Origin of the sequence: Amycolatopsis sp. NPDC049252 (genome assembly GCF_043197175.1) — a bacterium.
GTDB lineage: Bacteria > Actinomycetota > Actinomycetes > Mycobacteriales > Pseudonocardiaceae > Amycolatopsis.
Window position 1 is genome coordinate 48,805 of record NZ_JBICSQ010000050.1, and the last position, 13,925, is coordinate 62,729.

A 13,925-nucleotide genomic window follows, 5' to 3' on the forward strand; every position below is an offset into this window, starting at 1 on the left:
GGGAAACGTCGTGTCGCAGGACCAACTGACGACGCCGCTGACCGGCTACCCGTTCGCGCGTGACTCGGTCATCGAGCCCTCGCCCGAGCTGGCGCGGCTGCGCGCCGCGGCCCCGATCCACAAGGTGACCACGGCCGGGGGTGGCGAGGCGTGGCTCGTGACCCGGTACCAGGACGTGCGGACGGTGCTGGGGCACCCGGCGTTCGGCACCCAGTACCCGGGCGTCATGCCCGCCGTGGACGAGAACAACCTCGCGGCCGGGTTCATGTTCCTGAAGGACCCGCCGGACCACACCAGGCTGCGCCGCAGCGTGGCCAGGGCGTTCACCTCGCGCCGGATCGCCAACCTGCGGGAACGCGCGCAGGCGATCTCCGCCGGCCTGGTCGACGCGATGCTCGCCAACGGGCCGGTCGCCGACCTCCAGGAGGTGTTCGCCTACCCGCTGCCGATCGCGATCATCTCGGAACTGCTGGGCGTTCCCGCCGTCGACCGGGACCGCTTCCGCGGCTGGGCGGACATCGTGCTGGGCGCGGGCGTGGCTTCGGGCGGCGACGTCGCCACGGCGTTCACCGACCTTCAGCAGTTCGTCGTCCGGCTCGTGGCGTCGAAACCCGACGGCGACGACCTGCTCAGCGACCTGGCGCGCCGGTCCGGCGAGCCGGACGGGCTGGAGCGGCTGGAGCTCGCGTCGATGGCGATGGGCCTGCTGATGGCCGGCTACATCACGACCGCCGCCGCGATCTCGCACGGTCTGCTGCGGCTGTTCGAAAACCCGCCGGTGCTGCGCGGCCTGCGTGCCGGTGAGCTGGAGATCGAAGCGGTGGTGGAGGAACTGCTCCGCCTGCAGGACGAAGAGGTGGGGATCCAGCGGATCGCCCAGTCCGATGTGGACATCTGCGGCGTGCGGATCAAGACGGGCGAAACGGTGATCGCGTCCCGGGCCGGAGCCAACCGGGATCCCGCGGAGTTCGCGGACCCCGACGGGATCGCGTCGGCCACGCGCAGCCCGCACCTGGCCTTCGGACACGGGATCCACCACTGCCTCGGCGCCGCACTCGCCCGGATGGAGCTGGCCGTCGGCCTCGGCACCCTGCTGGACCGGATACCGGGCCTGCGGCCGGCCGGCCCGCCGCACGAGGTGGTCTGGCGGGCGGACGCCATGGACGTGAGCATCGAGCGGCTGCCCGTCGACTGGTGACCAGCGGACAAGAGAACAGATCGAGCCGAAAGGTGCCTGAGCATGGAAAAGACCGTTCCCCGTTTCACCAGGCCGTACGACGAGGCGGCGCTGGACGCCGCGGTCCGCGACCGCGGCGCCGCGATCCTGTCCGCGGCTTATTCGACCGAGCAGTGCGACACGTTCCTGTCCCAGGTCCGTGCCCACCTGGCGGAGAACCCGGAGGAGGCGGAGTACGCGGCGAACTCGGTGCTCGGCGGCTTCCAGGGAGACACCACCTCGACCCTGCACGGACTGGTGGGGGTCATTCCCGCCGCGCCGGACATGGTGCTGCAGAAGGACCTCGTGGGCTGCGCGCGCCGGGTACTGAGCCCGTTGTCGGACACGATCCTGCTCACCATCGCCGAGTACATGGCCCGGGAGCCGGGTGCGTTCCGCCAGGAGCTGCACTGCGACACCTTCTCGTGGCGGCACGTCCCAGCGGGGGAGAACCCCGTCGCGCTCACGGTGATGGCGGCGATGGACGACTTCACGGCCGCCAACGGCGCGACGTGGGTGGTGCTCGACAGCCACGGCGGGCCGCCGACCGCGCCGGCGCCGGACTGGAGCGAGGCGGTGCAGGCCGAGATGAGCAAGGGTGACGCGCTGCTGTTCCGCGCGGACCTGTTCCACGCCGGCGGCGCGAACACCACCGAGTCCGACGTCCGGCAGATCTTCTCGATGGGCTTCCAGGTCGCGTGGCTGCGTCAGGTGGAGAACGGCACCCTCAGCGTCCCGCCCGCGAAGGCGGCGGAGCTGCAGCCCGAGCTGCAGGAGCTGCTCGGCTACTCGCACGAGCTGGTCCTCGGCCTCTACAAGGGCGGCCACCCGCGCAACGCGTTGAAGAACGTCTAGGTGCCGTTCACCGCTGGGTGGACGGCTCGTACCGGCGGCGCATCAGGCGGCGGGCCAGGATGGTGAGGGTCACCGAGGGAGCGCCGACGGCCAGGGCGAGCTCCACCCGCCCGGCCGCGGCGACGAGGAAGCACCCCAGGACGATCCGTTCCACGACCACCAGCTCGTGGGCGCGCAGGCCCACCTCCCGGGCGATGGGGCGCGGTGCGCGCGCGACGTCGAGCACCGCCACCCCGCCGAGGGTGCCGATCACGAGCAGCGCGGTGTAGTAGATCAGGCGGTCGACGGGCCCGGCGTACAGCGGCCACGTTGCCGCGAGGAGAAGCCAGCCGGCGTAGAAACCGAGCAGCCCGCGGACGGTGGCGTCGTCGCCGCGCACGACCGGGTAGGTGAGGTACCCGCCCCGGCGGTCGCTGTCCCGGTCGCACAGCGCGCCCAGGAGGTTCGAGCCGGAGTCGTGGACCCAGAACATCGCGGCCAGGGGCACCAGCTCGAGGGTGGGCAGCGTCTGCACGGCCATCGAGCCGAAGAGGACGGTCATCGCGGTCGGCAGGCCCCGGGCGACGTTTCCCCAGAGCCCCTTTCCCTTGAGCCAGCCGGCGTAGGCGATGCCGAACACCGCCGCGGGGATCGCGAGCAGCACGGTCAGCGGGTTGAGCAGGACGGCGAGCACCGTGCCGGCGCCGATGAGGAGCACCATCAGGTTCCGCGCCGTGCCGGCCTTCATCCGCCCGGAGGGGACCGGCCGGTGCGGTTTCGCCAGCGCGTCCAATTCCCGGTCGAAATAGTCGCCGCCGTAAAGGGAGGCGATCCAGGCGAGCGTGGGCACGAGCCAGGCCAGGAAGAGCCGTCCGGAATCGGCGTCCGGCCTGGTGAGAATCGCGCCGCTCAAGCCGACCAGTCCCGCGTAGAACACGGTGTCCGGACGGCACGCCTCGAGGTGGGTCAGGAATGTGGCCTTGATTCGGGAGGTCCCGTGCATGATTCCGGACGATAGCAATGGTGGATATTGTCGGGGAATTCCGCGCGAATGAACGGAGGGTCTCATGACACGCACCGCACACATCGTGGGCGGCGGGATCGCGGGTCTGGCGACGGCCGTCGCGCTGGCGGGCGCGGGCTGGTCGGTGCGGGTGTTCGAACGCAGCCCCGGGCTGCGCACGACCGGCGGCGGCATCGGCCTCACCCCGAACGGCATGCGGGCACTGGACGCGATCGGCGTCGGTGACGCGGTGCGCGCCCGCTCGGTGGTCCAGCGCGAAGGCGGGGTGCGGGCACCGAGCGGGCGGTGGATCGCCAGGAGCGGACTGCGGTTCGTCGAGGAGCGGTACGGCGAGCCGATCCGCGCGTTGCTGCGGCTCGACCTCGTCGACCTGCTGAACGCCGCCCTCCCGGCCGGGACGGTCCACTACGACGAGGCCGCCCTGCCGGTCGCCGCCCAGGACGGCCGGTCATCGGCACTGGTCCGGCTGGGCGGCGAGGTGCTGGAGTCGGACGTGGTCGTCGCCGCCGACGGCATCCGGTCCGCCTTCCGCACCGCGATGCACCCCGGGCACCCGGGGCTGCGCGACACCGGCTCGGTGAGCTGGCGGTGCGTGGTGCCGGCCGCCGGGCTGGCGCTGTCCGCGGCCGAGACCTGGGGCGCCGGGCTGCGCCTGTCCGTTCTGCCGCTGCCCGGCGACCGGGTGCACTTCTCCGCACTGGCCAAGCTGACCGGGCCGCGGCGGCGGACCGGGACCGGAGGAGGGCCGGAACCGCTGTTCGGCCGGTGGCACGACCCGGTTCCCCAGCTGATGCGGCGGATGTCCGCGGAGGAGCTGTACTTCGACAAGATCGAGGAGCTCGTCCGTCCCGTGGACAGCTTCTTCGACGGACGGGTGGTTCTGGTGGGGGACGCGGCACACGCGATGACGCCGAACGTCGGGTCCGCCAACCTGGCGCTGGAGGACGCCGTCGAGCTCGCGCACGCGGTGGCGGACGCGCGTTCCTGGCCGGGACTGCGCTCGGGTCTCGCCGTCTACGACGGCAGCCGCCGGTCGCGCACGTCGCGGTTGAGCGTGCTGTCGCGCTGGATGGGCCGGTTCGCCGAGTCGTCCTCGCCGGTGGCGGTGGCGGCCCGTGACGGGGGCACCTGGCTCGGCGGGTTCCTGCCCGAGGCGGTCTCCCGCCGATCGATGGACGCGATGGTCGAGTGGTCGCCGCCACGGGCCGGCTGAGTCCGGTGCCGGTCACCACGGCCAGGCGTTCGGCGGACGATGTTGCGCTGCCGTATGAGCGCTGTTTGAATGCATTCACGAAATGCGGATGGTCCTCCCGCCCGTCAAATTATTTCCGGCGCGGTGTGAAAAGTGTCGACGTGCGGAACGGAGTGGCATGGAAGCGCGAGATTTCGAGCTGCTCATCGGCCAGAACATCATCGACAGATATCATTCGGACGAGACCAGACCGGCCGTGTTCGAGTTGCTCGGTCGTGACTGGGATCTGCTGGACGACGTGTGGCCACCGGCTTATTCTCCCGGTGGCGAGCTGTTCGCCGACCTCATCCCGTTCATGGAGATGTCGTCGTTCCTGGAGATGGGGTGCGGTACCGGCATCATGTCGGTGCTCGCGGCGCTCTCCGGCGTGGAGCGGGTGGTCGGCCTCGACATCAACCCCGCCGCGGTGCGCAACACGGAGCTGAACGCCGGACGCCACGGGGTGGCCGACCGGGTGACCGCGCGGGTGAGCGACCTGTACTCGGCGGTGGCGCCGGGCGAGCGGTTCGACGGGATCTACTGGAACCCGCCGTTCCTCAACGCACCCGAGGACGTCGTCGACTCGTCGATCTGGCACGAGACGATGTTCGACCCGGCGTACGCGAAGCTGCGGCGCTTCTTCCACGACGCGCTCGACCTGCTCACCCCCGACGGCCGGGTCTACCTCTGGTTCGGCGAGGCGCTGGGGAATCCCACGCTGGTGCGGGACCTGGCCGACGACATCGGGTACGAGCTGCGCGTGCTCAAGAGGATCGAGCTGACCGAGATCCCCGAGGCCCTCGCCGACGCGTTTCCCGGTGACCTGGTGGCGGGCGCGGACGACCCGGACGCCGAATGGCACCTGCACCTGCTCGAGCTGACGCCGCTGCGATCGCGGTGACCGAGGTTGGCGGTCACGACGAAAGGGAGCCGTTCCGCATGACCGACATGCTCCAGAAAGCACTCAGGATCGCCGACGAGGTGCTCTCGCCCGCCGCGAGCGAGGTCGACCGCACCGGGAAGATCCCGGACAGCCACTTCGCGCGGCTCGCCGAGGACGGCTTCTACGGCCTCATCGCACCGGCCGAGTTCGGCGGCGCCGGCGTCGACTTCCCGGTCTTCCTCCAGGCCGTGGAGACGCTGGCGAGCGCCTGCCTCACCACCGCGTTCACCTGGCTCCAGCACCACGGTGTGGTGATGGGCCTGGCGATGACCCAGAACGCGGCCCTGCGCGAGAAGTACCTGGACCGCGCGGTGCGCGGGCAGGTGCGCGGCGGCGGCGCGTTCTCCGGCGTCATCCCCGTGCCGCCCAGGGTGCGGGCGACCCGGGACGGCGACGGCTGGCGGATCTCCGGCGACGTGGCGTTCGTCAGCGGCTGGGGCATCGTCGACGTGCTGCACGTCTCGGCGTTCCACGAGGAGAGCGGCGACGTCGTCAGCGGGCTCATCGACGCGCGCCCGGGTGACGGCATCACGGAGGTCCACCCGCTCAACCTCGTTGCCGCACAGGCGAGCAACACCGTGCGGCTCGTGTTCGAGGACCTTCGGCTGGCCGACGAAATGGTGACCACCCGGGTCAACCGCGAGGAGTACCTGGGCGGCCTGGCGATCGGGCTCCGGGTCGACAGCTCGCTCGCACTGGGACTGGTCCACCGCGCGGCGGCGGGACTGGACGCGGCCGGCCGGGCGGACCTGGCCGGGCAGTTCCGGACCGAGGCCGCGCACCTGCGCACCAGGTTCGACGCGGCGCTGGCCGATCCGCCCGCCATGCCCGCGCTGCGGGCCGCCTGCTCCGCGATGGCGGTCCGGGCGTGCACCACCTTCGTGGCCGCCGAGGGCGGGCGGGCCCTCCTGCTCACGCACGACGCGCAGCGGCTGGCCAGGGAGTCCCTGTTCACCATGGTCGTGGCCAGCAGGCCCGAGGTGCGCACGGCCCTGCTCGGGTTGCTGGGCACACCGGGAGGGGCGGCGTGAACCGCGCCGCGTACCCCGGCGGGTACCTCGCCTACGACGACGTCGGTGCCGGCCCGCCGGTCCTGTTCCTGCACGACGGGACCCTCGACCGGCGGGTCTGGGAAGGCCAGCTGAACGCGTTCGACGGGTACCGGGTGCTCTCCCTCGACGCGCGCGGCCACGGCGAGTCGTCCACCCCGATGACCCCGTACCGGCGCGGCGACGACGTCACCGCGCTGCTCGACCACCTCGAACTGCCGTCGGCCCTCCTGGTGGGGCAGGCGATGGGCGGCACGAGCGCGCTCGACACCGCCCTGGACCACCCGGACCGGGTCGACGGGGTGGTGATCAGCGGCTGCGGCACGTCGGAGCAGTACTGGCAGAGCCCGTTCGTGGTCGACCTGTTGAAACGCCAGATGGACCACGCGTTCCGCCAGGACACCGAGGGGTACATCGAGATGTTCCTGCGCCTCTGGGTGGACGGCCCGGCCCGGGAGCCGGATCAGGTCGATCCGGCCGTCCGGGAGCGGTGCCGCGAGATGGCGGTCCACACCGCCACCCAGCACGCAAGGCCGGACCCGGTGCTGCCTGGCAAAGCCGAAGACACCTGGAACCGGTTGTCCGATGTGGACACTCCGCTGCTCGGCATCGCCGGCGAGCTCGACTGCGCCGACGTCCTGCAGATGATCGAGCGGGTCGTGTCCACCGTGCCCAACGCGAAGCTGGAAGTGTTCCCCGGGACCGGGCACATGGTCAACATGGAGGAACCGGACCGGTTCAACGAGACGGTGCGCCGATTTCTCGACGGCGTGTCCGGCCGGGGGTGACGAGGAAACCATGGATGTCCAGTCGTTCACGCTGCCGTTCGAACGAGTTTCCGAGCTGGCACCACCACCGGCGTACGCCGACCTGCGTCGCGGGTCGCCGGTCTTCCGCACCACCACCGCGGCGGGCACACCGGCGTGGGTCGTGATCGGCGCGGCGGAGGCACAGCGGGTGCTGTCCGACCGCCGCTTCGCGATCACCCGTGAGGACGAAGTGGTGAACACCGAGTCGCTGATGTGCGACGGTGAGCACCACGCGCGGTTGCGCCGGATCATCGGACGTGGCCTCGGACAGCGGGAGATCGCGAACCTGCGCCCGGCCGTCGACGAGCTGGCCGGCGAGCTCGTCGCCGCGATGCGCCGGGCCGGGCCGCCCGCCGACCTGGTCTCGATGCTGTGCCGGCCGCTGACCCTGGCGGTGATCACGACGCTGCTCGGGGTGCCGGTGGACGACCGGGAGCGGTTCTACCGGTGGGCCGACCTGATGTCGGTGGTCGTCATCGATGACGCCGAAAACGCCGAAGACGTGATGCAGGGGCTGGGCGAGCTGTTCCAGTTCCTCACCGAGCTGGTCGAGGCCAAACGGGCGGTGCCGGGGGACGACCTGCTCAGCGCCCTGATCACGGTGCACGACGCGGACGACGGCAGGTTCAACGACCGCGAGCTGGTGCAGGCGGCCGCCGCCGTGCTCGCGGGCGGCCAGGTGACCACGGTGAACTCGTTGGCCATCGGTGTCGTCAAGCTCCTGGAGCTCGGGGGCGGACTGGGCCGGCTCGACGACGAGCAGCTGATCGACCGGGCCGTCGAGGAGATACTGCGGCACCAGGCCGGGATCAGCGGTGAGGCCTTCCCGCGCTGGGCCCGCGCGGACGTCGAGCTCGCCGGTCACACCATCGCGGCGGGGGACATGGTGATCGTCCGCCTGGAGGGGGCCAACCGGGACCCGCGGGCGTTCCCGGATCCCGACCGGTTCGACCCGGCCAGAACGCCGGGAACCCACCTGAGGTTCGGTCACGGCCCGCACCGGTGCCTCGGCGCCAGCGTCGCCCGGATGACGCTGGCGGCCGGGCTCCGCGCCCTGGCCGGCCAGGTCCCCGGCCTCGCGTTGACCCTCCCGGCCGCCGAGATCCCGTGGACGGCCGGGCCACTGGACCGGGGGCCCGCCGAGGTGATCGTCACCTGGTGAACGGCCGACCCGGTCCATCCGACAGATCCGGCGCAAGGGGAATCCACGATGGTAGCTCGGCCACTGAAGACCTGGCTGGTGCAGCAGGGCATCTGGGCGATGTCGCTCGAGTCGATGCCGCTGGCCGCCGGCTATCTGAAGGCGACCGCGCTCGCGGACGAGCGCATCGCGGCCGAAACGGACGTCCAGATCCACAACTTCGACGGCGGCATCACGTTGTTCGGGATGGCGAACCAGCTGTTCCGCGACGGCCGCGACGGCGCGCCCGACGTGCTGGCGTTCTCCGTGCTCGGCTGGAACTACCAGGAGTTCGCCGCGCTGGCCGAGACGTTCAAGCAGCTCAACCCGGACGGCTGGGCGATCTTCGGCGGCAACCACGTCTCGCAGCAGGCCTCCCGGGTGTTCGCCATGCATCCCTACGTGGACGTCGTGGTCAACGGCGAGGGTGAGTTCACCTTTCGCGACCTGCTGCGCGCCCGGCTGGACGGCGTGTCGCCGCGGTCGCTCGGCGACATCGACGGGATCTCCTACCGGGACGAGAGTGGCCAGGTCGTGACCACGAAGGACCGGCCGAGGATCGAGGACCTCGACGAGATCCCCTCGCCGTTCCTCACCGGCGCGATCCCGTTGACGGGCGCGGACGGCGAGTTCCGCTACGACGTCGCCCTGCTGGAGACCAACCGCGGGTGCCCGTACAAGTGCTCGTTCTGCTACTGGGGCGGCGCCGTCGGCCAGCGGGTCCGCGCGTTCTCCCGGGAACGGCTGCGCCAGGAGCTCGAGCTCTTCGCCCAGCACAAGGTGCACACGCTCGTGCTGTGCGACGCGAACTTCGGGATGATGCCGATCGACCTCGAGTTCGTGGCGGACGTCATCGAGATCCGGGAAAAGTACGGCTATCCCAGGAGCATCGAGACGTCGTGGGCGAAGAACAAGTCCGCGGTCTTCTACAAGATCGTCAAGGCCATGAAGGACGCCGGCCTGCACAGCTCGTTCACGCTCGCGCTGCAGACGCTGGACGACACGACGCTGGACCTGATGAACCGGCGGAACATGAAGGTCAACGACTGGGAGAGCCTGGCCGAGTGGCTCGGCAAGGAAGGGCTCGACTGCTACGCGGAGCTGATCTGGGGTGCGCCCGGCGAGACGACCGAGTCGTTCATGAAGGGGTACGACCGGCTGGCCAACCACGTCTCCCGGGTCGCGGTCTACCCGATGCTGATCCTGCCGAACACCACCTACCACACCGACCGGGAGCGCTTCGGCCTGATCACGGTGCGGGGCAACACGGACGACTTCGAGTACCTGCTGTCCCACGACACGATGTCCCCCCAGGACAACCAGTACATGCACCGGTTCATCTTCGTGTCCCGGCTGGTCGCCGAGAACCCGGTCTTCCGCCACATCTGGGGTCCGCTCCGCACGCTCGCCGGGATCACCCAGTCCGCGCTGATCCGGTCCCTGATGGACTGGTTCGAGCACGATCCGCACCCGGGCACCGAACCGTTCCGCCACGGCATGGTCAACTCGTTCACCGACTCGGACGTGCTGGCCCCGGTGCTCACCCGGCTGTACGGCGACGACGAGGCCAAGGACATGCTGCGGCGGTGGTGGCACGAGACGGTGGTACCACTCGTGCCGCCGAAGGTGCGTTCCCTTGTGGACACCGCCTTCGAGTTCGATCTCCTGACCCTGCCCGCCTACACCATGCCGGGACACGAGCCGTCGTCCCGCTACGCCAACGAAACCCTGCCGAAGGTCGAGATCGACGGCGTCGCGTACTACGTCTGGCGGGACGTGTGGAAGGGCTTCGACGTGCCCGCGCTCACGCTGGCGCTGCGGCGGGACGAACCGTACGAACAAGCGCTCACCGAAACGGTCAGCTCCATCTACTACAAGATCGGCGCCAACAACTTCCTTCCCTCCACGAACCACGAGGAGATCCTCTACTACATGGGTCGTCTCGAACGGCAGGTGGCGGGATCGTGACGCGGCCGGAAGGTTCGCCGGTACTCCGGGAGGAAACCATGACTCGTCGGGTGACGACGGACCAGGCGGCAGGCGATCAGCGGCCGGAGCCCGGCCGGGGCCTCGGGTCCACCGCGCTCACCGACGAGGTCGGCGACCGGCTCGCGGAACGCTGGCAGACGGAGACGAGCCTGCTGGCCAGCATGTGCACCCACGCCCTGGTGCCGAACGGGAAGCTGTTCCGGCCGATCCTGCTGCTCGAGTCCGCGCTGGCGGTCGGCGGTGACGCGAAGGTGGTGCTGCCCGCGGCGATCGGCGCGGAAAGCGGGCACGTCGCCAGCCTGGTCCACGACGACATCATCGACGACGACGAGCTGCGCCGGGGCCGGCCGTCGGTCCAGCACAAGTTCGGCGCCGACAACGCGATCATCGCGGGCGACGCGCTGATCTTCGACCTCTTCGCGGCACTGGCCGAATGCCGGTCCACCGGGGCGCGGCCCGACCGGATCGTGGCGGCCCTCGACGTGGTCGCCCGGTGCGGGATCGACCTGTGCCGGGGCCAGAGCCTCGAGGCGGAGCTGTGCGAGCGGATGGACTTCGACCTCGACGGCTACCTCACGATGGTGCGGCTGAAGACCGCGGCCCTGTTCCGCGGGGTCTGCGAGTGCGGCGCGCTGCTGGCCGGCGGCGAGGAGAACCTGGTGCGCGCGCTCGGGGTCTACGCCGAAAACCTCGGCTGTGCCTTCCAGATCCACGACGACGTGATGTCCTACACGAACGACACCGCGGTGATGGGCAAGCCGGCGACGAGCGACATCCGCAACGGCCGGCTCACGCTGCCGGTGCTGCTGGCCTACCACGGGTCGCCGCCGGAGGACCGCGCGGCGATCACCGAGGTGCTCGTCAGCAAGGGTGACCCGGCCACCCGGCGGGACATCCTGCTCGGCCTGCTGGACAAGACGGGTGCCATCACCGGGGCGACCGAGCGGGCGCGGGACTACTCGCGGAAGGCGATCGACGCGCTGCGGGTGCTCCCGCCCTCGGCGAGCCTCGACCGGCTGCGCGGGTTCGCCGAAGCGGCGATCAAGCGGGACCGGTGACACCGGTGGCCCCCGACCAGAACTCCGCGGCACGCCAGGGAAAGGTGGTGCTCGCCGATCCTCCCGCGGTCCGTGCCGCCGTCGAGCACGAGGAGACCGGGGAAAGCCGCGGCGAGGTGCTTGCCCGGGCCGTGCTCCCGGTGGACGACACGGCGAAGCCCGCCGACCGGAACCGGCAGCTCGGTATCCGGTCCCTCGCGCGGCGGTGCGAGCTGGTGCTGGTGGCCGGCTCGGCGAGCTCCGGCACCACGTGCCGGATGGTCGAGGTCGCGCGGCAGGAGGGAGCGCGGAGCCATCTGGTGCCGGACGCCGCGCACCTGCGGGCGACGTGGTTCGACGGGGTGCGCACCGTGGGCCTGAGCTCCGGCGCGGGCGCCCCGGAGAGCCTGGTGCAGCAGGTGCTCGAGCGGCTGGCCGAGCTCGGATTCCGCGACGTCGCCGTGGACGTCACCCCGGTCGGGCCCGACCAGCCCGCACCGGAAGGCCAGGGGATGCGGCTGTTGCCCTCGATTCGGGAGCCCGCGGACGTCCGGCGGCTGACCGAACCCGAGCTGACCGAGCTGGCGGCCGAGATCAGGCGATCACTGGTCGATCTCGTGTCCCGCACCGGAGGTCACCTCGGGCCGAGCCTGGGCGTCGTCGAGCTGACGCTCGCCCTGCACCGGGTGTTCGAATCGCCCGACGACCGGATCCTCTGGGACACGGGTCACCAGGCCTACGCCCACAAGATGCTGACCGGGCGCTGGCGCGACTTCGCCACCCTGCGCCAGCGCGGCGGCCTGTCCGGGTACCCGTCGCGGGCCGAGTCGTCGCACGACGTCATCGAGAACTCGCACGCCTCCACCGGGCTGTCCTACGCCTACGGGTTGTCCACGGCGAACCAGCTCCTGGGGGACACCGGCCGCCGGGTGGTCGTCGTCGCCGGTGACGGCTCGCTGACCGGAGGCATGGCCTGGGAGGCGTTGAACTCGATCGCTGGCGAGCGCCGGCGGGTCGTCGTGGTCCTGAACGACAACGGCCGGTCGTACGCACCGACCGTGGGCGGGCTCGCCCGGCACCTGCGGGGGAGTGACCCCGGCGGGTTCTTCACCGCGCTGGGCCTGGGGTACGTCGGCCCGGTCGACGGTCACGACGTCGGCGCGGTGCAGGAGGCGCTGCGTCGCGCCCGCGACGAGGACGGCCCGGTGGTCGTCCACTGCCTGACCAGCAAGGGGCGTGGCTACCGGCCCGCGGAGGACGACGACGTGGACCGGTTCCACGCGGTCCGGCCGATGAACCCGGCGACCGGCGTGCCGGTCACGGCCGGCGGGGGTTCGTGGACGTCGGTCTTCGGGGCGGAACTCGTCCGGCTCGGTGAGAAGCGCCGGGACGTCGTCGCGATCACGGCGGCGATGCGCGACCCCACCGGGCTCACCGCCTTCGCCGAACGGTTCCCGGACCGGGTCATCGACGTCGGCATCGCCGAACAGCACGCGGTGACCGCGGCCGCCGGGCTGGCCATGGCGGGCATGCGCCCGGTGGTGGCGATCTACTCCACGTTCCTCAACCGGGCCTTCGACCAGATGCTGATGGACGTGTCGCTGCACTCCTGCCCGGTGGTCTTCGTGCTCGACCGCGCCGGGGTCACCGGCGACGACGGCGCTTCCCACAACGGCATGTGGGACCTTTCGCTGCTGAACATCGCACCCCGGATGCGCGTCGCGGCGCCACGGGACGCGGCGACGCTGCGCAGCGCCCTGCGGACGGCGTTGAACACCGTGGACGGCCCGGCGGCGATCCGCTTCCCCAAGGGGCGGGCCGGCGCGGACCTCCCCGCCGCCTTCTCCTACGGCGGGCTGGACGTGTTGCGGCCCGATCCCCGCGACGATCTCCTGCTCGTCTCGGTCGGCGCGATGGCCGGGGTGTGCCTCGAGGTGGCGGAACTGCTGCACGCGCGGGGCATCGGCGTGACGGTGATGGATCCCCAGTGGATCCGGCCGGTCAACCCCCTGCTGCTGACCGTGGCACCTCGGTTCCGGCTGGTCGCCACCGTCGAGGACAACCTGCGGGTCGGCGGGTTCGGCTCGCTGCTCGCGCAGGAGATGCGCGCGGCCCGGATCGGGACTCCGCTGGTGGACTTCGGGATCCCGCACCGGTTCCTGGCCCACGGCACCCGCTCCGAGGTGCTCGCCGGCTGCGGGCTGACCGCCGCCGCGATCGCCGCCGACCTCGCCGCGCGGCTGAGTGCTCCGGTGCCGTCACGCGTGCCGGGCGGCATCGAGCCGAGAGGAGCGGTCCGATGACGGTGGGACTCGGCATCCCCGCCCCCGCCACCCTCGCCAGGCGGCGGCGGACCCGCCAGCTGCGTGTGGGTCCGGTCGGTGTCGGCAGCGACTTCCCGATCTCCGTCCAGTCGATGACGACGACGCTCACCTCCGACGTCAACGCGACGCTGCAGCAGATCGCCGAGCTGACCGCCGCGGGCTGCGACATCGTCCGCGTCGCGTGCCCGTCGGCTGATGACGCCGAGGCGTTGCCGGCGATCGCGCGCAAGTCGCAGATCCCGGTGATCGCCGACATCCACTTCCAGCCGAAGTACGTTTTCGCCGCGAT

General features: G+C 71.2%; 12 protein-coding genes. 11 read left to right on the plus strand and 1 reads right to left on the minus strand.

The annotated features are described in order from the left end of the window. Positions 1 to 10 precede the first annotated feature (10 nt). The gene (locus tag ACGFMK_RS34345) at positions 11 to 1,198 is read left to right on the plus strand and encodes a cytochrome P450 (protein ID WP_392772221.1); all 1,188 of its coding nucleotides are present in this window, start codon (positions 11 to 13) and stop codon (positions 1,196 to 1,198) included. Between the two features lie 42 nt (positions 1,199 to 1,240). Continuing rightward, on the plus strand, positions 1,241 to 2,071 hold the full coding sequence (locus ACGFMK_RS34350) for a phytanoyl-CoA dioxygenase family protein (RefSeq protein ID WP_392772223.1): 831 nt from the start codon (positions 1,241 to 1,243) through the stop codon (positions 2,069 to 2,071). A gap of 7 nt (positions 2,072 to 2,078) precedes the next feature. Here ACGFMK_RS34350 and ACGFMK_RS34355 read toward each other — a convergent pair whose 3' ends face one another. Next, a complete protein-coding gene (locus ACGFMK_RS34355; RefSeq protein WP_392772226.1) occupies positions 2,079 to 3,053 on the minus strand; it encodes a UbiA family prenyltransferase in 975 nt (324 codons plus the stop codon). A gap of 64 nt (positions 3,054 to 3,117) precedes the next feature. On the opposite strand from ACGFMK_RS34355, the gene ACGFMK_RS34360 reads away from it, so the two are divergent. The 9 genes from ACGFMK_RS34360 to ACGFMK_RS34400 all read left to right on the plus strand — a co-directional run. Further along, positions 3,118 to 4,287, plus strand: coding sequence for an FAD-dependent oxidoreductase (locus ACGFMK_RS34360; protein ID WP_392772229.1), 1,170 nt, complete (start codon positions 3,118 to 3,120; stop codon positions 4,285 to 4,287). Positions 4,288 to 4,444: 157 nt separating this feature from the next. Further along, positions 4,445 to 5,206 (plus strand): methyltransferase, encoded by a 762-nt coding sequence (locus ACGFMK_RS34365; RefSeq protein ID WP_392772232.1) that lies wholly within the window; start codon positions 4,445 to 4,447, stop codon positions 5,204 to 5,206. Positions 5,207 to 5,244: 38 nt separating this feature from the next. After that, positions 5,245 to 6,279: an acyl-CoA dehydrogenase family protein gene (locus tag ACGFMK_RS34370; RefSeq protein ID WP_392772235.1), complete on the plus strand. Its 1,035-nt coding sequence runs from the start codon at positions 5,245 to 5,247 to the stop codon at positions 6,277 to 6,279. Beyond that, complete coding sequence (locus ACGFMK_RS34375) at positions 6,276 to 7,085, plus strand: alpha/beta fold hydrolase (RefSeq protein ID WP_392772238.1); 810 nt, start codon at positions 6,276 to 6,278, stop codon at positions 7,083 to 7,085. Before ACGFMK_RS34370 ends, ACGFMK_RS34375 begins: the two co-directional genes overlap by 4 nt. A 10-nt stretch (positions 7,086 to 7,095) precedes the next feature. Continuing rightward, the gene (locus ACGFMK_RS34380; protein ID WP_392772241.1) at positions 7,096 to 8,268 is read left to right on the plus strand and encodes a cytochrome P450; all 1,173 of its coding nucleotides are present in this window, start codon (positions 7,096 to 7,098) and stop codon (positions 8,266 to 8,268) included. Between the two features lie 48 nt (positions 8,269 to 8,316). Further along, positions 8,317 to 10,254 (plus strand): KedN5 family methylcobalamin-dependent radical SAM C-methyltransferase, encoded by a 1,938-nt coding sequence (locus tag ACGFMK_RS34385; RefSeq protein ID WP_392772244.1) that lies wholly within the window; start codon positions 8,317 to 8,319, stop codon positions 10,252 to 10,254. A 38-nt stretch (positions 10,255 to 10,292) separates the two neighbouring features. Beyond that, positions 10,293 to 11,333 (plus strand): polyprenyl synthetase family protein, encoded by a 1,041-nt coding sequence (locus ACGFMK_RS34390; RefSeq protein WP_392772247.1) that lies wholly within the window; start codon positions 10,293 to 10,295, stop codon positions 11,331 to 11,333. Between the two features lie 5 nt (positions 11,334 to 11,338). After that, positions 11,339 to 13,615, plus strand: coding sequence for a 1-deoxy-D-xylulose-5-phosphate synthase (locus tag ACGFMK_RS34395; protein ID WP_392772250.1), 2,277 nt, complete (start codon positions 11,339 to 11,341; stop codon positions 13,613 to 13,615). Beyond that, positions 13,612 to 13,925 (plus strand): flavodoxin-dependent (E)-4-hydroxy-3-methylbut-2-enyl-diphosphate synthase (locus ACGFMK_RS34400; RefSeq protein ID WP_392772252.1); only part of this gene is annotated, 314 nt, incomplete at its 3' end. The genes ACGFMK_RS34395 and ACGFMK_RS34400, both read left to right, overlap by 4 nt.

What these genes read in the sequence shown, in the direction of transcription:
- ACGFMK_RS34365 (WP_392772232.1), top strand. Translation starts at nt 4,445, where the DNA reads ATGGAAGCGCGAGATTTCGAGCTGCTCATCGGCCAGAACATCATCGAC.
- ACGFMK_RS34385 (WP_392772244.1), top strand. Translation starts at nt 8,317, where the DNA reads ATGGTAGCTCGGCCACTGAAGACCTGGCTGGTGCAGCAGGGCATCTGG.
- ACGFMK_RS34380 (WP_392772241.1), top strand. Translation starts at nt 7,096, where the DNA reads ATGGATGTCCAGTCGTTCACGCTGCCGTTCGAACGAGTTTCCGAGCTG.
- ACGFMK_RS34360 (WP_392772229.1), top strand. Translation starts at nt 3,118, where the DNA reads ATGACACGCACCGCACACATCGTGGGCGGCGGGATCGCGGGTCTGGCG.
- ACGFMK_RS34350 (WP_392772223.1), top strand. Translation starts at nt 1,241, where the DNA reads ATGGAAAAGACCGTTCCCCGTTTCACCAGGCCGTACGACGAGGCGGCG.
- ACGFMK_RS34355 (WP_392772226.1), bottom strand. Translation starts at nt 3,053, where the DNA reads ATGCACGGGACCTCCCGAATCAAGGCCACATTCCTGACCCACCTCGAG.
- ACGFMK_RS34370 (WP_392772235.1), top strand. Translation starts at nt 5,245, where the DNA reads ATGACCGACATGCTCCAGAAAGCACTCAGGATCGCCGACGAGGTGCTC.
- ACGFMK_RS34390 (WP_392772247.1), top strand. Translation starts at nt 10,293, where the DNA reads ATGACTCGTCGGGTGACGACGGACCAGGCGGCAGGCGATCAGCGGCCG.